Origin of the sequence: Pantoea sp. Ap-967, from assembly GCF_011752565.1 — a bacterium.
Classification (GTDB): Bacteria; Pseudomonadota; Gammaproteobacteria; order Pseudomonadales; family Pseudomonadaceae; genus Aquipseudomonas.
This window is the reverse complement of sequence record NZ_VWXK01000008.1, coordinates 104,586-131,265: the sequence shown is the minus strand read 5'-3', so window position 1 is coordinate 131,265 and position 26,680 is coordinate 104,586. Positions and strand designations below refer to the sequence as shown.

Annotated in this window: 23 protein-coding genes; 10 read left to right on the top strand and 13 right to left on the bottom strand. The window is 64.0% G+C overall.

Annotation, left to right across the window (positions count from 1 at the left end; translation table 11 throughout):
• Positions 1 to 3 precede the first annotated feature (3 nt).
• The 4 genes from F3J45_RS11055 to pcaR all read right to left on the bottom strand — a co-directional run bounded on the left by F3J45_RS11055 (position 4) and on the right by pcaR (position 5,595).
• Positions 4 to 1,293 carry an MFS family transporter gene (locus F3J45_RS11055; protein ID WP_167061659.1) on the bottom strand — a complete coding sequence of 430 codons (1,290 nt, stop codon included), beginning with the start codon at positions 1,291 to 1,293 and terminating at the stop codon, positions 4 to 6.
• A 188-nt stretch (positions 1,294 to 1,481) separates the two neighbouring features.
• On the bottom strand, positions 1,482 to 2,684 hold the full coding sequence (gene pcaF, locus F3J45_RS11050) for a 3-oxoadipyl-CoA thiolase (protein WP_167061656.1): 1,203 nt from the start codon (positions 2,682 to 2,684) through the stop codon (positions 1,482 to 1,484).
• 235 nt (positions 2,685 to 2,919) lie between these two features.
• Positions 2,920 to 4,263, bottom strand: a complete 1,344-nt coding sequence (locus F3J45_RS11045; protein ID WP_167061653.1) for an MFS transporter — start codon at positions 4,261 to 4,263, stop codon at positions 2,920 to 2,922.
• Between the two features lie 456 nt (positions 4,264 to 4,719).
• Positions 4,720 to 5,595 carry an IclR family transcriptional regulator gene (pcaR, locus tag F3J45_RS11040; RefSeq protein ID WP_205299710.1) on the bottom strand — a complete coding sequence of 292 codons (876 nt, stop codon included), beginning with the start codon at positions 5,593 to 5,595 and terminating at the stop codon, positions 4,720 to 4,722.
• A gap of 468 nt (positions 5,596 to 6,063) precedes the next feature.
• Between pcaR and F3J45_RS11035 the strand changes: the two genes are divergently transcribed.
• Positions 6,064 to 6,264, top strand: a complete 201-nt coding sequence (locus tag F3J45_RS11035; protein ID WP_167061650.1) for a hypothetical protein — start codon at positions 6,064 to 6,066, stop codon at positions 6,262 to 6,264.
• A 312-nt stretch (positions 6,265 to 6,576) separates the two neighbouring features.
• On the top strand, positions 6,577 to 8,049 hold the full coding sequence (locus F3J45_RS11030; RefSeq protein WP_167061647.1) for an inorganic phosphate transporter: 1,473 nt from the start codon (positions 6,577 to 6,579) through the stop codon (positions 8,047 to 8,049).
• A 149-nt stretch (positions 8,050 to 8,198) separates the two neighbouring features.
• Here the strand turns inward: F3J45_RS11030 and F3J45_RS11025 are convergent, their stop codons facing one another.
• Entirely contained in the window at positions 8,199 to 9,674 is a 1,476-nt protein-coding gene (locus F3J45_RS11025) for a helicase HerA-like domain-containing protein (protein WP_167061644.1), read from the bottom strand.
• A gap of 168 nt (positions 9,675 to 9,842) precedes the next feature.
• Between F3J45_RS11025 and F3J45_RS11020 the strand changes: the two genes are divergently transcribed.
• From F3J45_RS11020 to F3J45_RS11005, 4 genes are all read left to right on the top strand, one after another.
• A complete protein-coding gene (locus F3J45_RS11020; protein ID WP_167061641.1) occupies positions 9,843 to 11,717 on the top strand; it encodes a methyl-accepting chemotaxis protein in 1,875 nt (624 codons plus the stop codon).
• Between the two features lie 179 nt (positions 11,718 to 11,896).
• On the top strand, positions 11,897 to 13,018 hold the full coding sequence (locus F3J45_RS11015) for a glycosyltransferase family 1 protein (RefSeq protein ID WP_167061638.1): 1,122 nt from the start codon (positions 11,897 to 11,899) through the stop codon (positions 13,016 to 13,018).
• The gene (locus F3J45_RS11010; protein ID WP_167061635.1) at positions 13,011 to 13,775 is read left to right on the top strand and encodes a DUF2334 domain-containing protein; all 765 of its coding nucleotides are present in this window, start codon (positions 13,011 to 13,013) and stop codon (positions 13,773 to 13,775) included. The genes F3J45_RS11015 and F3J45_RS11010 overlap by 8 nt, the downstream gene beginning before the upstream one ends.
• Complete coding sequence (locus F3J45_RS11005) at positions 13,772 to 14,764, top strand: lysylphosphatidylglycerol synthase transmembrane domain-containing protein (RefSeq protein WP_167061632.1); 993 nt, start codon at positions 13,772 to 13,774, stop codon at positions 14,762 to 14,764. Before F3J45_RS11010 ends, F3J45_RS11005 begins: the two co-directional genes overlap by 4 nt.
• A gap of 300 nt (positions 14,765 to 15,064) precedes the next feature.
• Here the strand turns inward: F3J45_RS11005 and purU are convergent, their stop codons facing one another.
• Positions 15,065 to 15,916, bottom strand: coding sequence for a formyltetrahydrofolate deformylase (gene purU, locus F3J45_RS11000; RefSeq protein ID WP_167061629.1), 852 nt, complete (start codon positions 15,914 to 15,916; stop codon positions 15,065 to 15,067).
• Between the two features lie 298 nt (positions 15,917 to 16,214).
• On the opposite strand from purU, the gene mvaT reads away from it, so the two are divergent.
• Positions 16,215 to 16,592, top strand: a complete 378-nt coding sequence (gene mvaT / locus F3J45_RS10995; RefSeq protein WP_167061626.1) for a histone-like nucleoid-structuring protein MvaT — start codon at positions 16,215 to 16,217, stop codon at positions 16,590 to 16,592.
• Between the two features lie 71 nt (positions 16,593 to 16,663).
• Here mvaT and sbcB read toward each other — a convergent pair whose 3' ends face one another.
• The 3 genes from sbcB to F3J45_RS10980 form a co-directional block, all read right to left on the bottom strand.
• Positions 16,664 to 18,100, bottom strand: coding sequence for an exodeoxyribonuclease I (gene sbcB, locus F3J45_RS10990; RefSeq protein ID WP_167061623.1), 1,437 nt, complete (start codon positions 18,098 to 18,100; stop codon positions 16,664 to 16,666).
• A gap of 75 nt (positions 18,101 to 18,175) precedes the next feature.
• Entirely contained in the window at positions 18,176 to 18,535 is a 360-nt protein-coding gene (locus F3J45_RS10985) for a PilZ domain-containing protein (protein WP_167061620.1), read from the bottom strand.
• Between the two features lie 123 nt (positions 18,536 to 18,658).
• Positions 18,659 to 19,045, bottom strand: coding sequence for a tol-pal system YbgF family protein (locus F3J45_RS10980; protein ID WP_167061617.1), 387 nt, complete (start codon positions 19,043 to 19,045; stop codon positions 18,659 to 18,661).
• Positions 19,046 to 19,226: 181 nt separating this feature from the next.
• On the opposite strand from F3J45_RS10980, the gene pyk reads away from it, so the two are divergent.
• Complete coding sequence (gene pyk / locus F3J45_RS10975; protein WP_167061614.1) at positions 19,227 to 20,678, top strand: pyruvate kinase; 1,452 nt, start codon at positions 19,227 to 19,229, stop codon at positions 20,676 to 20,678.
• A 96-nt stretch (positions 20,679 to 20,774) separates the two neighbouring features.
• Here the strand turns inward: pyk and F3J45_RS10970 are convergent, their stop codons facing one another.
• Entirely contained in the window at positions 20,775 to 21,695 is a 921-nt protein-coding gene (locus tag F3J45_RS10970) for an iron-sulfur-binding ferredoxin reductase (protein ID WP_167061611.1), read from the bottom strand.
• A gap of 251 nt (positions 21,696 to 21,946) precedes the next feature.
• Here F3J45_RS10970 and F3J45_RS10965 point away from each other — a divergent pair, with 251 nt between their 5' ends.
• The gene (locus F3J45_RS10965; protein WP_167061608.1) at positions 21,947 to 23,470 is read left to right on the top strand and encodes a fumarate hydratase; all 1,524 of its coding nucleotides are present in this window, start codon (positions 21,947 to 21,949) and stop codon (positions 23,468 to 23,470) included.
• 213 nt (positions 23,471 to 23,683) lie between these two features.
• On the opposite strand, the gene F3J45_RS10960 is transcribed toward F3J45_RS10965, so the two are convergent.
• Entirely contained in the window at positions 23,684 to 24,274 is a 591-nt protein-coding gene (locus tag F3J45_RS10960) for a GNAT family N-acetyltransferase (RefSeq protein ID WP_167061605.1), read from the bottom strand.
• A gap of 115 nt (positions 24,275 to 24,389) precedes the next feature.
• Here F3J45_RS10960 and F3J45_RS10955 point away from each other — a divergent pair, with 115 nt between their 5' ends.
• Complete coding sequence (locus F3J45_RS10955; RefSeq protein ID WP_167061602.1) at positions 24,390 to 24,788, top strand: nuclear transport factor 2 family protein; 399 nt, start codon at positions 24,390 to 24,392, stop codon at positions 24,786 to 24,788.
• Between the two features lie 103 nt (positions 24,789 to 24,891).
• Here F3J45_RS10955 and F3J45_RS10950 read toward each other — a convergent pair whose 3' ends face one another.
• Positions 24,892 to 25,470, bottom strand: a complete 579-nt coding sequence (locus tag F3J45_RS10950) for a DJ-1/PfpI family protein (RefSeq protein ID WP_167061597.1) — start codon at positions 25,468 to 25,470, stop codon at positions 24,892 to 24,894.
• A 51-nt stretch (positions 25,471 to 25,521) separates the two neighbouring features.
• Positions 25,522 to 26,679 carry a phosphatidylserine/phosphatidylglycerophosphate/cardiolipin synthase family protein gene (locus F3J45_RS10945; protein ID WP_167061594.1) on the bottom strand — a complete coding sequence of 386 codons (1,158 nt, stop codon included), beginning with the start codon at positions 26,677 to 26,679 and terminating at the stop codon, positions 25,522 to 25,524.
• Between the last annotated feature and the right edge of the window lies 1 nt (position 26,680).

Genomic DNA, 26,680 nt, shown 5'->3' with positions numbered 1-26,680 from the left:
TCCTTAATGGTCATGGTGCAGGTACTCGGCCTGCTTGGGCAGGCGCAGGCTGAACAGGAAGGCAATCGCCATCATGGCCGTCACGTACCAGTAGAAGGTGTTTTCCATGCCCATGGTCTTAAGGCCCAGGGCGACATATTCTGCCGAACCACCGAAAGCCGCGTTAGCCACCGCGTAGGCCAGGCCCACGCCCAGCGCACGCACCTGGGGCGGGAACATCTCGGCCTTCACCAGGCCACTGATCGAGGTGTAGAAACTGACGATGCACAGGGCCAGGGAAATCAGCACGAAGGCCATGAACGGGCTGCTCACGGTCTTCAGGGCCATCAGCAGCGGCACGGTGAACAGTGTGCCCAGCGCGCCGAACAACAGCATCGAGTTACGCCGGCCGATACGGTCGGAGAGCATGCCGAAAAGCGGCTGCATCAACATGTACAGGAACAACGCACCGGTCATCACGAAGCTGGCGCTCTTGGCATTCATGCCGGCGGTGTTCACCAGGTACTTCTGCATGTAGGTGGTGAAGGTGTAGAAGATCAGCGAGCCACCGGCCGTGTAGCCAACCACCGTGATGAACGCGGCGGTGTGGTTGCGGAACAGGCCCTTGATGGTGCCGGCGTCTTTGTCCTGGCGGGTTTCTGCGCTGCTGGTTTCGTGCAGCGAGCGGCGCAGCATCAGCGAAATCAGCGCGGCGATGGCGCCGACCACGAACGGGATGCGCCAGCCCCAGGCACGCAGTTCCTCTTCACTCAGCAGTTGTTGCAGGATCACCACCACCAGCACCGCCAGCAACTGGCCGCCGATCAGGGTCACGTACTGGAACGAGGCGAAGAACCCGCGCTGGCCGCGCAGGGCCACTTCACTCATGTAGGTGGCGGTGGTGCCGTATTCGCCCCCCACCGACAGGCCCTGGATCAACCGCGCCAGCAACAGCAGCGCCGGGGCCAGGGTGCCAATGCTCGAATAAGTGGGCAGGCAGGCGATCATCAGGGAGCCGAAGCACATCATCAACACCGAGATCATCAGCGAATTCTTGCGGCCATGGCGGTCGGCCAGGCGGCCGAACAGCCAGCCGCCGATCGGGCGCATCAGGAAGCCGGCAGCGAACACACCAGCGGTGTTCAACAGCTGCACGGTGGGGTCGTCGGAGGGGAAGAAGGCGGGTGCGAAATAGATCGCGCAGAAGGCGTAGACGTAGAAGTCGAACCATTCCACCAAGTTGCCGGACGAAGCACCGACGATGGCAAAGATGCGCTTGCTGCGTTCTTCGCCGGTGTAAAAGGTTGAGGTCATGACGTTTTTACTCCGGGAGGGTCCTAGGTAAGTCTAGACATACCTAGTAACACACTCGTTCCGCTTGCGGGGTGGCCATTGGCCTTGTGTATGAAGTGCCGGCCTCTTCGCGGGGCAAGCCCGCCCCTACAAAAGGCAGCGTGGTTCCTTGTAGGAGCGGGCTTGCCCCGCGAAGAGGCCAGCACAGGTCAAACCCGCTCGATGGCCAACGCCAACCCTTGGCCGACGCCCACACACATGGTCGCCAGGCCTTTACGTCCACCACTCTTCTCCAACTGGTGCAGCGCCGTCAGCACCAGGCGCGCACCGCTCATACCCAGCGGGTGGCCCAGGGCGATTGCACCGCCGTTGGGGTTCACCTGCGGCGCATCGTCGGCCACACCCAGCTCACGCAGCACCGCCAGGCCTTGGCTGGCGAAGGCTTCGTTGAGCTCGATCACGTCAAAGTCACTCACCGCCACGCCCAGGCGCTCGGTCAGCTTGCGCACGGCCGGCACCGGGCCAATGCCCATCACACGCGGGGCAACGCCAGCGCTGGCCATGCCCAGCACGCGGGCACGTGGGGTCAGGCCGTGCTTTTTCACCGCCTCCGCCGACGCCAGAATCAGCGCTGCGGCACCGTCGTTGACACCCGAGGCGTTGCCGGCGGTGACGGTCTTGTCCGGGCCATTGACTGGCTTGAGCTTGGCCAGGGCCTCCAGGGTGGTGTCCGGGCGCAGGTGCTCGTCACGCTCGACCACGGTTTCGCCCTTCTTGTGGGCAATGCGCACCGGCACGATTTCCTCGGCGAAGAAACCAGCAGCCTGGGCGGCAGCAGCCTTCTGCTGGCTGCGCACGGCAAAGGCGTCCTGGTCGGCGCGGGAAACCTGGTAGTCGTCGGCCACGTTGTCGGCGGTTTCCGGCATGGAATCGACGCCGTACTGGCTCTTCATCAGTGGGTTGATGAAACGCCAGCCGATGGTGGTGTCTTCGAGTTTCATGTTGCGCGAATAACCGCTTTCGGCCTTGCCCATCACGAACGGGGCACGCGACATCGACTCGACGCCGCCGGCGATGGCCAATTCCATCTCGCCGCTGGCGATGGCGCGGAAGGCCGTGCCGATGGCGTCCATGCCCGAGGCGCACAGGCGGTTCAGGGTGACGCCTGGAATGCTTTGCGGCAGGCCGGCCAGCAGCAGCGCCATGCGGGCGACGTTGCGGTTGTCTTCACCGGCCTGGTTGGCGCAACCGAAGAACACTTCGTCGAGCTGGTCCCACTGTACCGATGGGTTGCGCTCGATCAGCGCCTTGAGCGGCACCGCCGCCAGGTCATCGGCACGCACGCCGGCCAGGGCGCCGCCAAAGCGGCCGATCGGGGTGCGGATGGCGTCACAGATAAATACTTCACGCATCGGGCTTCTCCTGCCAGGGTGCTTCGTTGGGCTCAGATTAAGGAGGCGCAGGGGGGACTGACAATTCGATAATCGACTATTTGTGCGGTTATCGAACTAAATATGGGTTGGTCGTTTCCTTGCGATGGGGGCTGCTGCGCAGCCCATTCGCGGCGCAAGGCCGCTCCTACAGGCGATCGCGTCTACCTGTAGGAGCGGCCTTGTGCCGCGAATGGGCCGCAACGGCCCTGCCGCCTCAGGTGGCGTCGGCGTGGCTCACCAACCCCTTGACGATTACGCCCACGGTCGCCAGCGCCGCTGGCACCAGCAGTGCGGTCAGCACCTGCTCGAAGTTCCAGCCCAGGCCCAGCAACGTGGCACCGCTCCACGCCCCAAGAATCGCGCCGAAGCGGCCGATACCCAACATCCACGATACGCCGGTTGCGCGGCCTTGGGTCGGGTAGAAGCGTGCGGCCAGCGACGGCATGGCCGACTGTGCGCCGTTCACGCACATGCCAGCCACCAGCACCAGCGTGGCCAGAACCGTGATGTTGCCCAGGCTCTGGCCCACGGCGTAGGCGAACACACCGGCCAGCAGGTAGAACAGGCCAATGACCTTGTGCGGGTTGAAGCGGTCCATCGCCCAGCCCACCGCCACCGCGCTGAGCACGCCGCCGAACTGGAACAGCGCGCCGATGAAGGCGGCCTGCTCCATGCTCGCGCCACTGTCGCGCATCAGTGTCGGCAGCCAGCTGGTCAGCAGGTAGACGATCACCAGGCCCATGAAGTAGGTCAGCCACAACAGCACCGTGCCCAGGCCATAGGTGCCGGAGAAGATCACCGCGAACACGTTGCGCGCAGCCACCGCCTTTTGTTCCGGCACACTGAAGCTCGCCGCCTGGGCCACCACCGCCGGGGCGATCGGTGCCAAGGTCTTGCGCACCTTGTCGCTGCCGCGGTTACGCACCACCAGGAAACGCGCCGATTCCGGCAGCCACAGCATCAGCACCACGGCCAGCAGCAGTGGCAGCACGCCACCGATCACCAGCAGGCTGTGCCAGCCGTAGGCCGGGATCATCTTCGCGGAAATGAAGCCCCCCCCGGCCATGCCCAGGTTGAAGCCGCAGAACATGCTGGTCACCAGCAACGACTTGAGGCGTTCCGGGGTGTATTCGGACAGCAGCGTGGTCGCGTTGGGCATGCCGGCGCCCAGGCCCAGGCCGGTCAGGAAGCGCAGCACCAGCAGTTGGTCGACGTTGCTGGCATAGGCCGACGCCAGGCTGAAACCACCGAACACCAGTACCGCGCCCACCAGCACGCCCTTGCGGCCGAAACGGTCGGCCAGCGGGCCGGAACCGAGGGCACCGAACACCATGCCGATCAGCGCGGCGCTCATCACCGGGCCGAGGCTGGCGCGGTCGATGCCCCACTCCTGGGACAGGGCCGGGGCGATGAAGCCCATGGCCGCGGTGTCGAGGCCATCGAGGAAAACGATCAGGAAGCAGAGAATCACCACCCGCCACTGGTAACGTGACAGGGGTTGGTCATTGATGAAGGACTGGACGTCGAGGTTGCTGCCGACAGATTGGGGCTTGTTCATTGTTGTTATCCGAAAAAGGAGGCACGGCCGGGCCACTGCACACGGGAAACGGGTACAGGGTTGGGATCATTCGGGTGCGGCCTGATTCAGCCTGAGTACAGCGGTACTGCGAACGGGTGCGGCCGCGGCAGTTGGGTGACAGTGGTCATGGGGTGCGCCTCTTATGTTTTTCTTGTTCGGTCGGCAGAGCCGACCGTTGCGAGAGACATTAATCAGCAGGCCGGGGTGACGCAATTCACCCGGAGCGACACTGTGCGTTTATCGCACAACAATGCGCTCAAAAAAATCGCCTTCCCCCCCCTGAACGGCACACCTGTCCTGGTAGGAGCGAGCGCAGCTCGCGATGGGCTGCGCAGCAGCCCCGGCCTCCTGTGCCGCGCAACTGAAAACCTTGGGGCCGCTGCGCGCCCCATCGCGAGCTGCGCTCGCTCCTACCGGGGTCGCGTCAGCTTTACGTTACCCAAACAACTGATGGCAAAGGTCGCGGCTGGCCGCCAGCAAAATCGGCAAGAAACGCTGCTCCAGCTCACTGCGCGTCACCCGCCCGACGTGGGTGCTGACGTTCAACGCCGCCAGCACCTGCCCGGACGCATCATAAATAGGCACGGCAATCGAACGCAGCCCCTGCTCCAGTTCCTGGTCGACCACGCACCAGCCCTGTGCCCGCACCTGCTGAATGCAGGCGAACAGCGACTCGGGGTCGTGCAGGGTGCGGCTGGTACGCGCCTTCAGGTCAGCCCGCTCCAGGTACTCGCGCAGGCTGGTGTCGTCCATCGCTGCCAGCAGGATACGGCCCATGGACGTGCAATAGGCCGGCAACCGCCCCCCCACCGACAGGTCCACCGAGATCAGGCGCTCGACCGTGGCCGAGCGGGCGATATAGAGGATGTCGTCACCTTCGAGCGTGGCCATGTTGGCCGCTTCGTGCAGCTGGTCGCTGATGCGGTCCAGGTACGGCTGCGCCGACACCGCCAGGGGCGTCGAGGACAGGTAGGCATGGCCCAGGGTCAGCACCTTGGGCAGCAGCGAGTAGGTGCGCCCGTCGGTGGTGGCATAGCCCAGCTTGATCAGGGTATGCAGGCAACGGCGCACGGCCGCCCGCGGAATTTCGGTGCGGTGGCTGATCTGGGCGATGGTCAGCTGGCGCTTGCGCTCCTGGAATGCCTGGATCACGGCAAGGCCGCGGGCCAGTGAGGTCATGAAATCCGGGTCGCCGGTAAAGGCCTGAATCCGCTTGGCCGGGGAGGCCACGATCGGCGGCGCCATGGCCGGCGCCGTTGCGCGGATCGCCTCAGGGCTGGCGGATTCGTTGGCCGGGGTTTCGTCACTCATCGCACACCTCAAAAAAATCGCTGGCTCGTGCGATTATCGAACGAACGGCCGATAATCGCAATTGACCGCTGACAAATTTGCTTATACCTTTCTCCTGCCACATGTGGCTTCTTTGGAGAGACTGGTCAGGTACCCACCGTAGAAGTCCCCAGGCAACGGCCTCGCCTTGTGCGAGGCCGTTTTTATTTCCCCTGCGCGTGCCTATTCACCGGCAATGAACTTCGCCACCGCGACGCGGTTCAAACTTGGTAACGTTCAACCGCTCACAAAACTTTGACAGTGAGTGTCAGGTTGGGTAAATAACGCTGAGCGACTTTTTAGCCGTTGCTATACTTCAAGTTGACTGAACGGATCGACATGCCGGGGTAAACCCGCGGCCCGATCATCATTCGGTCATCCCGCACGCCCGTGCATGGGCAACTTGCACAGGCACGCAACACGACCACTCTTAATCATTCAGGTATCACTGTGACGAAAGATGAACTGCGCGCAGAACTCGAGCGCCAGGCTGAACGTTACAAGGACGTATACGGTGGTGAAGTCACCACTTACGCCGCGCAACCGGACCCGGAGCGCAAGCCTTGGCGAAAACGTGCCACTGTCCAGGACCAGGCATTCAGCCAGGAACTGGAAAAAATGGAAAAGGAACTGCGCAGCGAAGACTCCTGAGCCGCCATGCCTTGCCATTGCGCCGCGGGTTCAGGCCCACGGCGCGGCCGATCATTACCGATTGGCCGAGGATGAAATGGAATTACACAAATTTCATACGCCCGTTTGAAGCGTCGCCAGAATGGCGTTTTTCCTGATTTTTAAAGACGTTTCAGCATTTTTTTGTTTTTTCAGGGAACTTTTCCTCCCCTGCTCTCTCCGTGCCAAGCCTGCGCATGCGCTGACGAAGCTGCCATCGGTCTGCAGTGGGTGCATCGATTGCCAAGGTTTTCTGGCATAATCCCGCCCCCCTATGACCGCCAGACAACCTTCATGATCGATTTATTCAGCGGACTGGATGCCTGGGTATTGGTGAGCCTGCTGCTCGCCCTGACCTTCGTGCTCGCATTCGAGTTCATCAATGGCTTTCATGACACCGCCAACGCGGTAGCCACCGTCATCTATACCAAAGCCATGCCGCCACACCTGGCCGTGTTCTTCTCCGGGGTGTTCAACTTCCTCGGCGTTCTGTTCGGTGGAGTCGGGGTGGCCTACGCCATCGTGCACTTGCTGCCGGTGGAACTGTTGATCAACGTGAACACCGGGCATGGCCTGGCCATGGTCTTCTCGCTGCTGGCTGCGGCCATCACCTGGAACCTGGGCACCTGGTACTTCGGCATCCCGGCCTCCAGCTCGCACACCCTGATCGGCTCGATCCTCGGCGTGGGCCTGGCCAATGCGCTGATCAATGGCATCCCGCTGGGTGATGGCGTGAACTGGCAGAAGGCAATCGACATCGCCATGTCGCTGGTGGTGTCGCCGATTGCCGGCTTCGTCGTGGCCGCACTGGTACTGGTTGGCCTGAAATGGTGGCGCCCACTGTCGAAGATGCACAAAACTCCGGATCAGCGCCGCAAGCTCGACGACAAGAAGCACCCACCGTTCTGGAACCGCCTGGTGCTGGTGATCTCGGCCATGGGCGTGAGCTTCGTGCACGGCTCCAACGACGGCCAGAAAGGCATCGGCCTGATCATGCTGGTGCTGATCGGCATCGTGCCGGCCAAGTTCGTGCTCGACCTGAACAGCACCACCTACCAGATCGAACGCACCCGCGACGCCACCCTGCACATGAGCCAGTTCTACCAGCGCAACGCCGCCACCCTGGGCGAGTTCCTGGCACTGGGCAAGGCCAAGTCGACTGACCTGCCGGAGCAGTTCAGCTGCAACCCGCAGCAGACCGAACCGACCATCGCTGCGCTGCAGGCCTCGCTGCGGGGCGTGACCGACTACCACGCCCTGGACGCCGACAAGCGTGTGGAAGTGCGCCGCTACCTGCTGTGCCTGGACGATACCGCGAAGAAGGTTGGCAAGCTGCCCGACCTGGGCGCCCGTGAAAAGGCCGACCTTGAGAAGCTGCGCAAAGACCTCACCGCCACCACCGAATACGCCCCGTTCTGGGTAATCGTGGCCGTCGCCCTGGCCCTGGGCCTGGGCACCATGGTCGGCTGGAAGCGTGTGGTACTGACCGTTGGCGAGAAGATCGGCAAGCAGGGCATGACCTATGCCCAGGGCATGTCGGCGCAAATCACCGCGGCCTGCGCAATCGGCATGGCCAACGTGTTCGCCCTGCCGGTATCGACCACCCATGTGTTGTCGTCCGGTGTGGCCGGTACCATGGTCGCCAACAAGAGCGGCCTGCAAGGCGGCACGGTGAAGACCATCCTGCTGGCCTGGGTGCTGACCCTGCCGGCTTCCATGGGCCTGGCGGCTGGCCTGTTCTGGTTGGCGTCCAAGGCGCTGGCCTGATCGAACCCGCTGCAGTGAAAAGCCGACCTCAGGGTCGGCTTTTTTGTGGTTGCCTGTGCCGGCCCTTTCGCGGGGCAAGCCCGCTCCTACAGGGGTAGCGCGACGCCTGTAGGAGCGGGCTTGCCCCGCGAAAGGGCCAGCCCAGGCGATCAGCGCTTCTTGCCCCCCAACAGCGACCCCATCAACCCCCGCACCAACTGCCGCCCCAGCTGGTTCGCCGCCTGACGCACCGCTGACTTGATCGCCTGCCCCGCCGCACTCTGCAAAAACTCCCCGGCCTTGTCGGCGAAACTCTCCTCATCAGCCTTCGGCACTGGCGCAGGCTCCACTGCCTCACCCTTACGCTGGGTCAGCATTTCGTACGCCGACTCCCGGTCGATCGGCTTGTCATAACGCCCTGCCAGCGGCGAAGCGGCAATCAGGGCGCTGCGCTCGGCTGCGCTCAACGGCCCGATCCGCGATTGTGGCGGGGCAATCAGCACGCGCTGGACCATCGCCGGCGTGCCCTTCTCTTCCAGCGTTCCGACCAACGCCTCGCCAATGCCAAGCTCGGTCAGCACCGCCAGGCTGTCGAACGCCGGGTTCGGCCGAAAGCCGTCGGCCACCGCACGCAACGACTTCTGTTCCCGAGCGGTGAAGGCGCGCAACCCATGCTGAATGCGCAAGCCCAACTGGGCCAACACGCTGTCGGGCAGGTCGCCCGGTGACTGGGTGACGAAATACACCCCAACGCCCTTGGAACGGATCAGCCGCACCACTTGCTCCAGGCGATCCTGCAGGGCCTTGGGCGTGCCATTGAACAACAGGTGCGCTTCGTCGAAGAACAGCGCCAGCACCGGCTTGTCGGCATCGCCGCGCTCGGGCAGTTGCTCGAACAGCTCGGCCAGCAACCACAGCAGGAACGTGGCATAGACCTTTGGCGCCTCGTGCACCAGGCGGCTGGCATCGAGCAGGTGAATGCGCCCACGGCCATCGGCGTCTGGCCGCAGCACATCTTCCAACTGCAGCGCCGGTTCACCGAACAGCGCCTCGGCGCCCTGCTGCTCCAGGGTTGCCAGGCGCCGCAACAAGGCCTGGGTGGATGCGCTGGTCATCAAGGCGCTGTCTTCGCCCAACAGCTGTGGGTTGTCCTTGAGGTGCGCCAACAAAGCCTTGAGGTCTTTGAGGTCGAGCAACAACAGGCCTTCGCGGTCGGCGACCTTGAACGCGGCATACAAGGCAGCCTGCTGGCTGTCGGTGAGCTCCAGCAGGTTCCCCAGCAGCAACGGCCCCATCTCCGTGAGGGTGGTGCGCAGCGGGTGGCCCGACTGCCCGGCAATATCCCACAGGCTCACCGGGTAGGCCCGTGGCGTATGCCCCAGCCACGGCATGCCGGCAATCCGTTCGGCCACCTTGCCCTGTGGCGCCCCGGCAGCACCCAGGCCGCAGAGGTCGCCTTTGACATCGGCGGCGAACACCGCCACACCGGCATCGCTGAACACCTCCGCCAGGTGCTGCAGGGTGACAGTCTTGCCAGTGCCCGTTGCGCCCGCGACCAGCCCGTGGCGGTTGGCCAGGCGCATGGCTTGCTGCACTGGCAGGCCATCTGGGCCAGCACCTACAACTATCGTCGAAGATTCCGACATCTCTTTAATCCTCTACTCAAGCTTTACCTTAATTCGGCCGATACCTATGGGTGATATTCACTTAATACACAGGAACAACCGAAAAAGGACTTTTCGGGATGTTGCGCTGTTTGCAGCGCTACTCGTGCGAACGCCCGATAAAAAAACCTTAGCGGAACCGATTACGCCATGAACAAAAGCCTTCGCTTCAGCCACAAGATTCTTTTGGCGGCCTCGCTGATCGTGATACTCGCCTTCAGCCTGTTCACCCTCTATAACGACTACCTCCAGCGTAATGCCATCCGCGCCAACCTGGAGAACTATCTGGCTGAAATGGGCGAATCCACGTCGGCCAACATCCGCAACCTGTTCGACGGGCGCATCAAGCTGGTGGAAAACCTGGCCCAGAACATCGCCCAGCAACCGGCCAATGCCGAAACCCTGATGGGCCAGAATGCCTTGATCTCAAGCTTCCTGACGGTCTACCTGGGCAAGGTCGATGGCGGCTTCAGCGTGCGCCCCGACGCCAAGATGCCCGACGGCTACGACCCGCGCACCCGCCCCTGGTACAAGGATGGCATGAACGCGCAGGGTGCAATGCTGACCGAACCGTACATCGACATGACCACCAACAAGATGGTCATCGGCATCCTCAGCAAGGTGTCGAGCAACGTCGGCGTGGTCGGCGGCGACCTGGCCCTGGACGGCCTGGTGCAAATCATCAACTCGCTGAACTTCGGCGGCATGGGCTACGCCTTCCTGGTCAACGACCAAGGCAAGATCCTGGTCCACCCGGACAAATCGCTGGTGATGAAGTCGCTGTCGGACCTGTTCCCCGAGCACACCCCGAAACTGTCAGGTGAACTCACCGAAGTCGACAGCGACGGCCAGGCCCGGCTGCTGACCTTCACCCCGATCAAGGGGCTGCCCTCGGCCAACTGGTACATCGGCCTGTCGGTGGACAAGGACAAGGCCTTTGCCATGCTCAGCACCTTCCGCACCTCGGCGATCATCGCCACGCTGGTGGCGGTGGTGATCATCATCGGCCTGCTCGGCCTGCTGATTCGCGCGCTCATGCAGCCGTTGCTGACCATGACCCGGGCCATGGAAGACATCGCCGAAGGCGAAGGCGACCTGACCAAGCGCCTGACCATCCACAACCACGACGAGTTCGGCATTCTTGGCACGGCGTTCAACCGCTTCGTCGAGCGTATCCACAGCTCGATCCGCGAGGTGTCCTCGGCCACCCAGCAAGTCAATGAAGTGGCGCTGCGGGTAATCAGTGCCTCGAATTCGTCGATGGCCAACTCCGACGAGCAGTCCAACCGGACCAACAGCGTTGCCGCCGCCATCAACGAACTGGGCGCCGCCGCCCAGGAAATTGCCGGCAACGCCGCCCAGGCGTCACAGCATGCCAGCTCCGCCCGGCTGCTCGCCGAGGAAGGCCAGCAGGTGGTCGAACGCAACATCGCGGCGATGAACCGCCTGTCCGACCTGATCGTCACCTCCAGCGCGCATATCGAGACGCTCAACCACAAGACCGTGAACATCGGCCAGATTCTCGAGGTGATCACCAGCATTTCCCAGCAGACCAATTTGCTGGCGCTCAATGCCGCCATCGAGGCGGCCCGCGCCGGTGAAGCCGGGCGAGGCTTTGCCGTGGTTGCCGACGAAGTGCGCAACCTGGCGCACCGTACCCAGGAGTCAGCGCAGCAGGTGCAAACCATGATCGAGGAGCTGCAGGTGGGCGCCCGCGAATCGGTCGACACCATGGGCCAGAGCCAGCGCCACAGCCAGGACAGCGTGCAGATCGCCAACCAGGCCGGCGAGCGCCTGGACAGCGTGACCGTGCGCATTGGCGAGATCGATGGCATGAACCAGTCGGTGGCCACTGCCACCGAGGAACAGACCGCCGTGGTGGACTCGATCAACATGGACATCAACGAGATCAACATGCTCAACCAGGAAGGCGTCGAGAACCTGCAGGCCACCCTGCGCGCGTGCTCGGACCTTGAGCAACAGGCTACCCGCCTGAAACACCTGGTGGGCAGCTTCCGCATCTGACCTGCCCCACCGTTTCGCGAGCTGCGCTCGCTCCTACAGGATGGCTGCAGGCCGGTAGGAGCGAGCGCAGCTCGCGATGCTTCACCCGCCAAACCCCGATCGAACAATCTATCCTTCAGTAAGGTCAACCTTTAGGCGCGTCATTGCCAAATGACACACCCGAAGACGATCCCGGAGGGATGCTGATCGTGCACATTGCCGACATCACCATGTTCTACGCCCCGGCCAGCGGCGGCGTGCGAACTTACCTCGATGCCAAACACCATCGCCTCGACGCCCTCCCCGGCGTGCGCCACAGCCTGTTGATCCCCGGCGCCAGCGCCCATCAAGCCGATGGCATCCACCACGTGCCAGCGCCTCCCCTGCCCTTCGGCAAGGGTTATCGCTTTCCCGTGCGCCTGGCGCCCTGGTGCAATGTGCTGCGCAGCCTGCAGCCCGACCTGATCGAGGTCGGCGACCCCTACCTCACCGCCTGGGCGGCGCTCGAAGCGCGGCGCAAGCTCGACGTGCCGGTGATCGGCTTCTACCACTCCGACCTGCCACTGCTGGTAAGCAACCGCATGGGCAACTGGTTCACACCCAACGTCGAGGCCTACGTCAGCAAGCTCTATGGCAATTTCGACCGGGTGCTGGCGCCCAGCCGGGTAATGGCCGACAAGCTTGCCCGCCTGGGCGTGCGCGATGTCCACGTACAACGCCTGGGCGTCGACCTGGCAACCTTCCACCCCGCCCACCGCGACCCGCAACTGCGGGCCGAGCTTGGCATTGCCGAAACCAGCCGCCTGCTGATCTACGCCGGGCGCGGCTCGCGGGAAAAGAACCTGCCCGTGCTGCTTGCCTGCATGCAGCAGCTGGGCCGCCCCTACCACCTGTTGCTGGTGGGTTCGAACATGCCGGCCAACGTGCCGGGCAACGTCACGGTCATCGACCAGTTCCGCCCGCCCCGGGAGGTCGCCCGGCTGATGGCCAGCGCCGACCTGCTGGTACACGCCGGTGACCAGGAAACCTTCGGCCTGGTGATTCTTGAAGCCATGGCCAGCGCCACTCCCGTCGTGGCCGTGCGCGCCGGCGCGTTCAGCGAAATCATCAACGAGCAGTGCGGGCGCCTGTGCCAGGCCAATGACGGCCGGGCCATGGCCACGGCGGTGCGCGAAGCGTTCGAGGCCGGGGTGCGCACCTTGGGCCGCCAGGCCCGGCAACATGTGGAGCAGCACTATTCCTGGGACAACGTGGTCAACGGCCTGCTGCAGCATTACCAGGCCGTGCTCGGCCACCCCTCCCTGGTGCGCGCCCATGCTTGAGCCCAGTGGCGCCGGGCGCAGCCTGATGCTGGTGCTGCACGATATCGCCCCGGAAACCTGGCCCGACTACCAGCCCTTCGTCCAGGCCGTGGATGAAATGGGCAGCGTGCCCATGACCTGGCTGGTGGTACCCGACTTCCACCACCGCAACCCGCTGGCCCGCTCCCCCACCTTCTGCCGCCTGCTCGAACGGCGCCTGGCGCGCGGCGATGAACTGGCGCTGCATGGTTTCTACCATGCCGACGACGGGCCGACGCCGCGCAGCCTGGGCGAATACTTCATGCGCCGGGTCTTCACCCATGAGGGCGAGTTCTACGCCCTCGACCAAGCCCAGGCCCTGCACCGCCTGGAACAGGGCCTGGCGCTGTTCGCCCGCCAGGGCTGGCCGGTGGCCGGCTTCGTCGCCCCGGCCTGGCTGATGAGCCCAGGCACACGCCAGGCCCTGTGCCAACTGCCGCTGCGCTATACCAGTACGCCGCAGCACCTGTACCGCCTGCCCGACTTCACCGCCTTCGACGCCCCGGGGCTGGTCTGGAGCGCCCGCAGTGCCTGGCGCCGCGGTTTGTCGCGGGTGGTTTGCAACTGGCAGTGCCAGCGCTGGCACAGCGCCGAAACCCTGCGCCTGGGCCTGCACCCGGTGGACATGCGCCACCGCTTCTCACGCGACTATTGGCTACGCACCCTGGATGAACTGTTGCTGCAAGGCCGTGAGCCGCTGACCAAGTCGGCCTGGCTGGAGCGCCAGGTGCTCGCATGAGCCGCTTCGCCTGGCTGGCCATTGCCCTGCTCGGCGCCTTGCTGGTTCCGGCACTGCTGGGCGGCAGCGAACTGCTGCCCAGGCTCATGGCCTTCGACACCGGCCTGCTGCTGACGCTGCTGGGGATGATTCTTTTGTGCTGGGTAATCAACGCCCTGCGCCTGCGCCTGCTGTTGGGCGAGCACGGCGCAAGCCTTGGCCGGGTACGCAGCCTCGGCGTGGTGATGGCCACCGAGTTCGCCATTTGCACCACCCCCGGTGGCAGTGGTGGGCCACTGGCGCTGATGGCCTTGCTCGCCCGTGAGCGCATCGGCCCCGCGCGCAGCGGCGCGGTGTTCGCCATGGACCAGTTGAACGACCTGGTATTTTTCTTCTGCGCGATGCTGGCGATTGCCGGCTACGCGCTGTTTCACAGCCTGGGCCGCAGCCAGCAAGGCATGCTGCTGGGCAGCGCTTTGCTGCTGTGCACCGCGCTAGGCCTGGTACTGCTGCTGCTGCGCTACCGGCGCCGGGTGATGCGCGTCAACGGCCAGCTGCTGCGGCGCCTGGGCATGTCGCCGCCGCGCAGGCGCCGCTGGGCGCGCAGGTTGCTGCACTTCATCCACGCCCTGGCACAGACCTGGCGCCTGCCCAAGCGCACGCTGGCACTGGTGTTCGCCCTCACCTGCGCGCACTGGAGCCTGCGCTACAGCGTGCTGTACCTGGCGCTGCAGGGGTTGGGCGCGCAGCTTGCGTGGATACCAAGCTTTCTGGTGCAGATGCTCGCACTCAGCGCCGGGCAGTTCAGCTTGCTACCAGGTGGCGCCGGCGCCGCCGAGCTGACCTCGGCCAGCCTGCTGGCGCCGCTGGTGGGCAGCTCGACAGCAGCCGCGGCGATCCTGATCTGGCGCGCGGTCACCTACTACTTTTACCTGCTGGCGGGCGGGCCGGTGTTCGTCTGCCTGCTGGCGCGTCCGTTGCTGGAGCGCTGGCGGCGTCAGGCGGGTTGAGCTGGCGCCAGAGTTCGGCGGCGCCGGGGAAGTCGGTGCCATCCTCGTCGCCGAGGGCATCAGGGTCGTAGCGGGCGAGGCAGCCCTCGCCCAGGGTGGGCGGCGCTGAGGCGGTGGGTTGGTTGCGTGGTTTTGCCATAGACGCTCCTATGAAGCCAATCATAACGCTGGTTGTAGGAGCGGGCTTGCCCCGCGAACACCGGCAAAGCCGGTGCCACGCACCGCGTCGCCTGCTTCGCGGGGCAAGCCCGCTCCTACAAGGATCGCGGCGCGCCTACAGAACCCCAGGCCAAGCCACAATCAGTCGAACACGACCGTCTTGTTGCCGTGCACCAGCACGCGGTCTTCCAGGTGATAACGCAGGCCACGGGCCAACACCATCTTCTCGACATCACGGCCGAAGCGCACCATGTCCTCGATGCTGTCGGCATGGCTGACACGCACCACGTCCTGCTCGATGATCGGGCCGGCATCCAGCTCTTCGGTCACGTAGTGGCAGGTGGCGCCAATCAGCTTCACGCCACGCAGGGCCGCCTGGTGGTAAGGCTTGGCACCGACGAACGAAGGCAGGAAGCTGTGGTGGATGTTGATGACCTTCTCGGCATAGTCGCGGCACAGCTGCGGCGGCAGGATCTGCATGTAGCGCGCCAGCACCACCACGTCGGCGGTGTGCTCTTGCACCAGGCGCGACACCTCGGCGAAGGCCGGGGCCTTGTCCTTGGGGTCTACCGGCACGTGGAAGAACGGAATGCCGTGCCACTCGACCATGCTGCGCAGGTCGTTGTGGTTGGAGATCACGCAAGGAATCTCGCAATCGAGCTCATCGGTGTGCCAGCGGTGCAGCAGGTCGGCCAGGCAGTGCGACTCGCGGCTGGCCATCAGTACCACGCGCTTCTTCTTCGCCGAATCGGTGATGCGCCAAGTCATGGAGAACTCTTCGGCGATCGGTGCGAACGCCTCGCGAAATGCCTCGATACCGAAGGGCAGCGATTCAGCGCGAATTTCATGGCGCATGAAGAACCAACCGCTCTGCTCGTCGGAGTGGTGGCTGGCTTCGTTGATCCAGCCGTTGTACAGGGCCAGGAAATTACTGACTTTCGCCACGATACCAACACGGTCGGGGCAGGCGATCACCAAACGGTAGGTGCGCATGAATGAAGACTCCAGAACTTCGCAAAGACGCTCATTCTAGCGGCCCCCCCGAGAAAACGCAGTAAGCATTGTACCCGCCGGCAGCAGGCGCAACCGAAGCACCGGTGCCAAGGCAGCGGTTTACTGTTCAGAGGGCAAACCGGACGAAGTGCAGGGATAAATGTAAAAATTTTTTAACCTTGAGATAATTTGTCACAGGCTTATTAACACTTGATGGCCCGATTAATATGTTTACTTGAGTGTGGCGTCTGTCTATTATTGAGCCACACATTTCCGAACACGCATTAAGGAACACTCCATGTCCCTGATCAACGAGTACCGCGCTACCGAAGAAGCCATCAAGGAACTTCAAGCTCGCCTGGCCAACCTGTCCCAGGATGACAAGCTGAAGAAAGAACTGGAGTTCGAAGGCAAACTGCGCACCCTGATGGGCGAATACTCGAAGTCGCTGCGCGACGTCATTGCCCTGCTCGACCCAGAGTCGAAACTGAGCAAGGCCCCGCGCGGTGTTGCCAAACCTGTCGCCACCAAGCGTGCGCGCAAGGTCAAGCAATACAAGAACCCGCACAACGGTGAAGTGATCGAAACCAAGGGCGGCAACCACAAAACCCTGAAAGAGTGGAAAGCCAAGTGGGGTGGTGACGTGGTTGAAAGCTGGTCGACCCTGCTGGACTGATAGTCCACGCATCGGCCTAGCTTTATTCAAACAACAACGCCGGCCCTGTGCCGGCGTTGTTGTTTTTACATTCAGTAACTGATGGCGTATTGCTCCGCCCGTTCCCGGGCATGCACCTGCCAAGCTTCCAATACCCGGCGCCCGGCCTCGTCAGCGTTGGCCCAAGCTGCCTGGCGTGCCTGCTCGAAATCGCCCAGGGTATTTGGCGCGCCCCATTGCGGGTCGCTCAGGCGCTGCTGGCAGAAGCCGAACCAGCGCTGCCGTTCTTCACCCACGAGTGTGTCAGGGAAGTTGCGTGCCCGGTAGCGGAACAGCAACTCTGGCAGGCGCGGGTCATCGAACATCCAGTGCCCCTTGCCCAACTGTGCGGGGTCCAGCGTGCGAACTTGCTCGCACAGGCGCCGGTCGCGGTCGCCGATAAAACCGTCATACAACTGTTGTTCCGGGTCTTCACTTGGAGTGAAGTCGTCATTGCCGTAGATATGTTCGAGCTTGCCTTGCCATGCCTGCTGTTGATTGGCCAGCGCTTCGCCCCGGGCTTGCAGCATTGGCAAATCGATACCCAGGCGCTGTTGATCCACCGGGCGCAATACCGAAAGCGGGGCAACCACGGGGCACCGATTGATCTGCACCAACTTCAAGGGAACCGGTAATTGCCCGTCAGATAATTCATCGTGCCTTGTGTACAAACGCTGACGCAGCACGTCGGCAGTTTCGCTTATCAGCGGCAAGGTGTCCTGTTGCAAGTCGCACACTATCAGCGCGTTGCGATTGCGCGGGTGCCAAGCCAACGGCAGCACCACGCCCAGGTAATTACGTGCGGCCGAGAAGCGCCCGGAAATATGCACCAAGGGTTGCAACAGCCGAATCTGTTCCATCACTTTGTGCTTGCTGCGCAACTGGAACAGCCACTCATACAACTTCGGCTGGCGCTGGCGAATCAGCCGGGCCAGGGCAATGGTCGCCCGCACGTCGGAAAGTGCCTCGTGGGCATGCCCATGGTCGATGCCATTGGCCTGGCTGAGCAGTTCCAGGCGCAGGCTGGTGCGCCCGTCCTGTTGCGGCCAGTTGATGCCTTCCGGGCGCAGGGCATAGGCGGTGCGCACGACATCGATCAAGTCCCAGCGGCTGTTGCCGCCTTGCCACTCACGGGCATAGGGGTCGAAGAAATTGCGGTACAGGCTGTAGCGGGTCACTTCATCGTCGAAGCGCAAGGTGTTGTAGCCGGCGCCACAGGTGCCTGGGCGTGCCAGTTGCTCATGCACGCGGGTCATGAATTCGGCTTCGCAAAGCCCTTGGTGCGCCAGTTGCTGCGGCGTGATGCCGGTGACCAGGCAGGCCGCCGGGTGCGGCAGGATATCGTCGGAAGGCCGGCAATAGAGGCTGATGGGCGCCTCAATTTCGTTCAGGTCGAAATCGGTGCGCACGCCGGCCACCTGTAATGGCCGGTCGCAGCGCGGGTTGATGCCAGTGGTTTCGTAGTCGTGCCAGAAAATGCTGGAAGTCACGGGGTCGTCCTGTTTCGAGGTCGACACGATTCTAGCGCGATTAGCACCCGGCAAGGATCAATGGCAGGGCAGCGCTCAGGCCGAGGCGTTGGCGGGGCGGAAACTGAAATAGTCGCGGAGCGAGTCAACGAACTCGTCGTAGTCGCGGGGGGCCTGCAGCAGCATGAAGCCTGAATCGTAGTGGCCTGGGGTCTGGTCTTCGCGGCACCACAGGCAGCTGGCGGTCAGGTTGATGAATTGGAAGCCGCCGCCCTTGAGTGGCAGGCGCAATTGCAGTTCGTAGTCCGGGCCCACCAGCACGGGCAGCGAGCTGATGAGCATCAAGCCGTCTTCGGAGGCATTACCCAGCTGCCCGATCGCCTGGTCGGTGAAGCGGTTGTAGACCTTGAGTACACAAGGCAACTGGTGGCGTTCGATATGGCGCTGGGTAAACATGGTCGCACGTGCAATCCGTATCCGGGGCCAGGAATACGAGGTACTGGCGGTTGCTGTTACAGCTAACTTACAGACTAGCGCAGGCCGAGCAGCAAATCCCGTGAAATTCAATACACCTTGGTATTAGCGCCAAGTGGAGGGGGTGGCCGGGTTGGCCACCGCAGCCTCGCCTACCCGGTAATGGCCAAGCCGCTCCAGGGTCTGCAGGCGCGCCTTGGCCCGGTAGGCGTATTCGTTGCCCGGGTAATGCTGGATCAGGTACTCGTAGGTTTGCGCGGCATCCACGTAGAGCTTGTCGCGCTCCAGGCACTGGCCGCGCAGCAACGACACCTCCGGGTGGATGAACGGCCGCGAACGGCTGGTGCGGTCGACCTGCGACAGCTCAAGCATGACCCGCTGGCAGTCGCCCCGGTCGTAGGCGCGGTAGGCGTTGTTGAGGTGGTGGTCCATGGACCAGCGGGTGCAGCCGACGCTGCTGACCGCCAGGGCGATAACGATGAGGGCGCGCATGGGGAGTCTCCTTAGATGCCTGTGTATCGGCCGGCAACGGCAAATCTTCATAGCCTTTTGCAAGGATACCCCTGCCCGTTCAAATGCCACCCTGCATTGCTCGCAGGTAGTGCAACGGAACAATGACTACAGCGCAATTGAGGAGTAGCCTTTCGCTGCGCTTCACTATAGGAGTCTGTGCATGACCATCCGCCGTACCAAAATCGTCGCCACCCTTGGCCCCGCCAGCAACTCGCCGGAAGTGATCGAACAGCTGATCCTCGCCGGCCTGGACGTGGCACGCCTGAACTTCTCCCACGGCACCCCGGACGAGCACAAGGCCCGCGCCCGCCTGATCCGTGACATCGCCGCCAAGAACGGCCGCCATGTCGCACTGCTGGGCGACCTGCAGGGTCCGAAGATCCGCATCGCCAAATTCAGCAACAAGCGCATCGAGCTGAAAGTGGGTGACAAATTCACCTTCTCCACCGCCCACCCGCTGACCGAAGGCAACCAGGACATCGTCGGTATCGACTACCCGGACCTGGTCAAGGACTGCGGCGTCGGTGACGAACTGCTGCTCGACGACGGCCGCGTGGTCATGCGCGTCGAAACCGCCACCGCAGATGCCCTGCACTGCGTGGTGATCATCGGCGGCCCGCTGTCGGACCACAAAGGCATCAACCGCAAAGGTGGCGGCCTGACCGCACCGGCCCTGACCGAAAAGGACAAGGCCGACATCAAGCTGGCCGCGGAAATGGACCTGGACTACCTGGCCGTGTCGTTCCCGCGCGATGCCAGCGACATGGAATACGCCCGCAAGCTGCGTGACGAGGCCGGCGGCAGCGCCTGGCTGGTGGCCAAGATCGAGCGCGCCGAAGCGGTCGCCGACGACGAAACCCTCGACCAGCTGATTCGCGCCTCCGACGCCGTCATGGTGGCCCGTGGTGACTTGGGCGTGGAAATCGGTGACGCCGAGCTGATCGCCATCCAGAAGAAGATCATCCAGCACGCCCGCCGCAACAACAAGGCGGTGATCGTCGCGACCCAGATGATGGAGTCGATGATCCAGAACCCGATGCCGACCCGCGCCGAAGTGTCCGACGTGGCCAACGCCGTGCTGGACAACACCGATGCGGTGATGCTGTCGGCCGAAAGCGCCGCCGGTGCCTACCCGATCGAAGCCGTACAGGCCATGGCCCGTATCTGCTCGGGCGCCGAGAAGCACCCGACCAGCCAGAAGTCCAGCCACCGCCTGCACACCACGTTCGAGCGCTGTGACGAAAGCATCGCCCTGGCGGCCATGTACACCGCCAACCACTTCCCGGGCGTGAAGGCGATCATCGCCCTGACCGAGAGCGGCTACACCCCGCTGATCATGTCGCGCCTGCGCTCGCACGTGCCGATCTTCGCCCTGTCGCCGCACCGCGCCACCCAGGCCCGTGCCAACATGTTCCGTGGCGTCTACCCGATTGCCTTCGACCCGGCCTCGCTGCCGGCCGACAAGGTCAGCCAGGCAGCCGTCGACGAGCTGCTCAAGCGCGGCCTGGTGGAGCAAGGTGACTGGGTGATCCTGACCAAGGGTGACAGCTACCACACCATCGGTGGCACCAACGGCATGAAGATCCTGCACGTGGGTGACCCGCTGGTTTGATGCCCAGGCCCTATCGCGACCTGCGGTCGCTCCTACACATCCCTGGTAGGAGCGACCGCAGGTCGCGATAAGGCCCGCACAGGCAGCACAAAACCCTCAGGCATGCGCCACGAACACATCGGCGAACACCTGCCCCCGCGGCACCCCGGCAATGAACAGCCGCCGGGCAAACCGCTCGACACTCCCCGCCCCGCCACACACCAGCGCCACCGTCTGCCGCGATGTCGGCCGCAACCCTGCCAGCGCCTCGTCCAAGTGCTGCGCCAGCACCAACTCGACCGTCACCCCCGCCAACGCCTGCAGCGGCCCGGCCAGGTAATGCCCCGCGCCATCGCGCGCCACATGCATCACCCTCACCTCCCCCCGATGCCCCTGCCGCCGGGCTTCGCGCAGAATGCCCCATAACGGTGCCAGCCCAGTGCCCGCCGCCAGCAACCACAGCGGCCGGTCTTGCCAGTCCAGCTCGTAATGCAAGGCGCCGCCGCGCACTTCGCCCAGGCGCATCCGCTCGCCCACTTGCAGCCCACGCGCCAGGTCGCAAAAGGCCCCCGGCTGCGCGCAATCAATGTGGAATTCGAGAAAGTCATCCTCGCCCGGCAAGCTGGCCAGCGAATAGGGCCGCGCCACCGCCCCGAGCCACAGCACCATGTGCTGCCCCGCCTGGTAACGCAGCGCCCGCTCGGGCCGCAGCCGCACACGCAGCACATCGGCAAACCAGTCCAGCGCGCACACCTGGGCCGGCACGCCGTCCTGCAGCGGGTCGAACAGCGCCACCTGCAGGTCCTCGACCACCCGGCACTGGCAGGCCAGGCGCCAGCCCTGGGCGTGCTTGTCCAGCGCCAGGGCCTCGGGCAAGGCGTCCACCGGCTGCCCGGCCAGGCAATGCACCAGGCAGGCATGGCAGCTGCCGGCCCGGCAACTGTAGGGCACGTTGAGCCCGGCCTCGTTCAAGGCATCGAGCAGGTTGCTGCCGGCCGGCACCGCAAAGCGGCGCTCGCCCACATGAAGTTCGGGCATGGTGGGGTGTTTCTCCAACGATTACCGGGTCACTGTATGCCAAGCGCGTATCGGCAGCAAAAATGGTGCCTGCGGCCAGCCGACCATGGTCCAGACCACACGCAGGTGTTTCGCGCGGTGAGGCGCGCTATACTGCCGCGCCCTTTTGCGCCGGCCAGCCTGCCGGCGCGCCTTGCAAGGCGCATCGACATGCTGGTCGGCACCGTCGGGCGTCTTTTCGAATGTTCCCGTCTTTAAGAGGAGCGCGCTGCATGACCGTGATCAAGCAAGACGACCTGATTCAGAGCGTCGCCGACGCCCTGCAATTCATCTCGTACTACCACCCCGTCGATTTCATCCAGGCGATGCACGAGGCCTACCTGCGCGAAGAGTCCCCAGCCGCGCGTGACTCGATCGCCCAGATCCTGATCAACTCGCGCATGTGCGCCACCGGCCACCGCCCGATCTGCCAGGACACCGGTATCGTCACCGTGTTCGTGCGCGTGGGCATGGACGTGCGCTGGGACGGCGTCACCCTGAGCGTCGACGACATGATCAACGAAGGTGTGCGTCGCGCCTACAACCTGCCTGAGAACGTCCTGCGCGCCTCGATCCTGGCCGACCCGGCCGGTGCCCGCAAGAACACCAAGGACAACACCCCGGCAGTGATCCACTACTCCATCGTTCCCGGCGACAAGGTCGAGGTCGATGTCGCAGCCAAGGGCGGCGGCTCGGAGAACAAGTCGAAGATGGCCATGCTCAACCCGTCCGACTCGATCGTCGACTGGGTACTGAAAACCGTCCCGACCATGGGCGCTGGCTGGTGCCCACCGGGCATGCTCGGCATCGGTATCGGCGGCACCGCCGAGAAGGCCGCGGTCATGGCCAAGGAAGTGTTGATGGAGTCCATCGACATCCATGAACTCAAGGCCCGTGGCCCACAGAACCGCCTGGAAGAAATCCGCCTGGAGCTGTTCGAGAAGGTCAACCAGCTGGGCATCGGCGCCCAGGGCCTGGGTGGCCTGACCACCGTGCTCGACGTCAAGATCATGGACTACCCGACCCACGCCGCCTCGCTGCCGGTGTGCATGATCCCCAACTGCGCCGCCACCCGCCACGCCCACTTCGTGCTCGACGGCTCCGGCCCTGCCGAACTGGAAGCCCCGTCGCTGGACGCCTACCCGGAAATCGTCTGGGAAGCCGGCCCAAGCGCCCGTCGCGTCAACCTCGACGACATCACCCCCGAGGAAGTGGCCAGCTGGAAACCGGGCGAAACCATCCTGCTCAACGGCAAGATGCTCACCGGCCGCGACGCTGCGCACAAGCGCATGGTGGAAATGCTCAACCGCGGTGAAGAGCTGCCGGTGGACCTCAAAGGCCGCTTCATCTACTACGTAGGCCCGGTCGACCCGGTCGGTGACGAAGTGGTAGGCCCAGCTGGCCCGACCACCGCCACCCGCATGGACAAGTTCACCCGCCAGATCCTCGAGCAAACCGGCCTGCTGGGCATGATCGGCAAGTCCGAGCGCGGCCCGACCGCCATCGAGGCGATCAAGGACAACAAGGCCGTGTACCTGATGGCCGTCGGCGGCGCCGCCTACCTGGTGGCCCAGGCGATCCGCAAGTCGAAGGTCCTGGCCTTCGCCGAGCTGGGCATGGAAGCGATCTACGAGTTCGAGGTCAAGGACATGCCGGTGACCGTGGCCGTGGACAGCAACGGTGAGTCGGTGCACATCACCGGCCCTGCCCTGTGGCAGAGCAAGATTGCCCAGAGCCTGGCAGTCGAAGTGAAGTAAACCTGATGTAACGGCGGCGCCTGCTTCGCGGGGCAAGCCCGCTCCTACAGGGAATCGCGTCCCCTTGTAGGAGCGGGCTTGCCCCGCGAAGAGGCCAAGCCTGCTCTACACAATGCTGTCGAACTGCTCCGCCCAGTCCTGCGGGTAACACCTGCCTCACCTCTTCCCTATCCCCCTCGCACAATGCCAACCAAGGCTCGATGGCAAGCCCATTCAAATCGGCAGTCCCTTGGTCCAGAACGACATGATCTTGTCCGAGCTCTCCTGCTCGTCGAGGTCGCGCCAGGCAAAACGCGTACGTAGCGAAGGATCATGCAGGAAGCCACGATTGCGCCAGAAACCATGCAACGGCTTGTAGTCCGCAGGACGACGCGGATGAATGCCTGGTCGCTCGACCGCGCAGAAAGCGCAGAAGTCAAATTCGGCCAGCTTGTGGGCATACGACTCACGCTCGATGAAGAAGCGCACACCCAGACCAAGTCCACGGTATTCCGGCAACACCAGCGACCCACCAAAGTAATAGACGCTGGCCGGGTCGCGACCCTGGGCCAGGAACGGCTGCTGGAGCGCAGGCGCCACGTCCACCAGCGGCAGGCCGGTGGAGGCACCTACCACCTGGCCGTCGTCCAGGGCAAGCACCACCAGGCTGCGCCCGGAGCGGGTGTAGCTGGCCAGGTAGTCGGCCTCATACTCCGGGGTGCCATCGTAGAGGTAGGGAAAATCGCGGAACACGGTCAGGCGCAGGCGAGCGAGGTCATCGATGTAAGGCGCGATAGCGGCGCCGTGCAACAGGCGTATTTCCATGCTTGGCGGTCGTTTTGTCGATGTGGATGACGCGCTCGGCTAAGCCGGGCTTGAGGGGAAACCCTATCATCGGAATCCACTGACCGCCTTTTCCCTACACGACAGGTATTGTTCCATGACCGCTACCGAACTGGTAAATGCTTACTACGCCGCCTTCAATGCCGGCGACATGCCGGGCTTTCTGGCCCTGCTTAGCGAAGACGTGATCCATGACGTCAACCAGGGCGAGCGGCAGATGGGCAAGGCCAAGTTCGCCGCGTTCATGGACAAGATGAACCGCTGCTACCGCGAGCGCCTGGCCGATATCGTGGTGATGCAGAATGCCGAGGGCAGCCGTGCGGCGGCGGAATTTACCGTGCATGGCCAGTACCTGGCCGATGACGAAGGGCTGCCGGCGGCCAACGGGCAGACCTATGTGTTGCTGGCGGGGGCGTTCTTCTACATCCACTGCGGGAAAATTGCCCGGGTGACCAGCTATTACAACCTCAATGATTGGGTTGAGCAGGTGGCTTGAACCTGTGCTGGCCTCTTCGCGAGCTTTGCTCGCTCCTACAAGGGAGTTCATCGGCCTGTAGGAGCGAGCGTAGCTCGCGAAGTGCCGCAAGCGAACAGGCCGGTCAGGCGATACGGGTGCCGAGCACCTTGAGGAACGCCGCCAGCCACGCCGGGTGGGCAGGCCATGCCGGTGCCGTGACCAGGTTGCCATCGACATGCGCCTGGTCCACCGCGATATCCACGAACGTCCCGCCCGCCAGCCTCACCTCCGGCGCACACGCCGGGTAGGCACTGCATTCGCGCCCTTCCAGCACCCCGGCCGCCGCCAGCAACTGGGCCCCATGGCACACCGCCGCAATCGGCTTGCAGGCCTGGTCGAACGCCCGCACCAGCTCCAGCACCCGCTCATCCAGGCGCAGGTATTCTGGCGCACGGCCACCGGGAATCAACAGGGCGTCATAGCCTTCGGCCCGTACCCGCACGAAGTCGTAGTTCAAGGCAAAATTGTGCCCTGGCTTTTCGCTGTAGGTCTGCTCGCCCTCGAAGTCATGGATGGCCGTGCGCACCGTCTGCCCGGCGACTTTCTCCGGGCACACCGCGTGCACGGTGTGGCCCACCATCAGCAACGCCTGGAACGGCACCATCGCCTCGTAGTCCTCGACGTAGTCGCCCACCAGCATGAGAATCTTCTTCGCCGTCATCGCACCCACTCCTTCGATTGCCTGTGAACAGTCACAGCACGATAGCCGGTCTCAGTCGCGGCGGTCGAGCACGTTGACCACCAGCCGGTCGATCCACCCCCAGATCCGCTGCTTCACCCGCCGCCACAGGGGCCGGGCGTTCCAGTGGTTGAGGTCGACTTCCTCGCTCAGGGCGAAATCGCGCTCGAAACTGGCCACCACCGCCGCGGTCAGGGGCGGGTCCAGGGCTTCGATGTTGGCTTCAAGGTTGAAGCGCAGGTTCCAGTGGTCGAAGTTGCACGAACCGACGCTCACCCAGTTGTCCACCACGGCCATCTTCAGGTGCAGGAAGCACGGCTGGTACTCGAAAATCCGCACCCCGGCGCGCAGCAGGCGCGGGTAGTAGCGGTGCCCGGCGTAGCGCACCGACGGGTGGTCGGTGCGCGGGCCGGTCAGCAGCAGGCGCACGTCCAGGCCCTTGCTGGCGGCCCGGCGCAGCGAGCGGCGTACGCTCCAGGTGGGCAAGAAGTACGGCGTGGCCAGCCACACCCGCTGTTTGCCGCTGTTCAATGCGCGCACCAGCGAATGCAGGATGTCCTGGTGCTGACGGGCGTCGGCATAGGCGACCCGGCCCATGCCGACGCCTTGTGCCGGGGCCTTGGGCAGGCGTGGCAAGCCGAAGCCTTCGGCCGGCCGCCAGGCCGTGCGGCGGTTGTTGGCGTGCCACTGGCGGTCGAACAGCAGTTGCCAATCGGCCACCACCGGCCCTTGCAGTTGCACCATCACCTCGTGCCACTCGCTGGTCGCCTGGCCCGGTGTCCAGAATTCGTCGGTCACCCCAGTGCCACCCACCGCCGCCCAGCGCTCGTCCACCAGCAGCAACTTGCGGTGGTCGCGGTACAGGTTGCGAAACCCACGTTTCCAGCGCAGGCGGTTGTACCAGCGCAGGTACACCCCGGCGTCCAGCAGGCGTTGGCGCAGGGCCGTGGTAAAGGCCAGCGAGCCGTAGTCATCGAACAGGCAACGCACCCGCACGCCGCGCCTGGCCGCCTGCTCCAGCACCTGCACCACCGCTTCGGCGCAGGCCCCGGCTTCCACCAGGTACAGCTCCAGGTCCACCTGCAGCTCGGCCTGGGCAATGGCCTGGAGCATGCGCGGAAAGAACTCGGGGCCGTCGATCAGCAGTTCGAACTGGTTGCCGTCACGCCAGGGAAAGACCGGCCCGGGCATG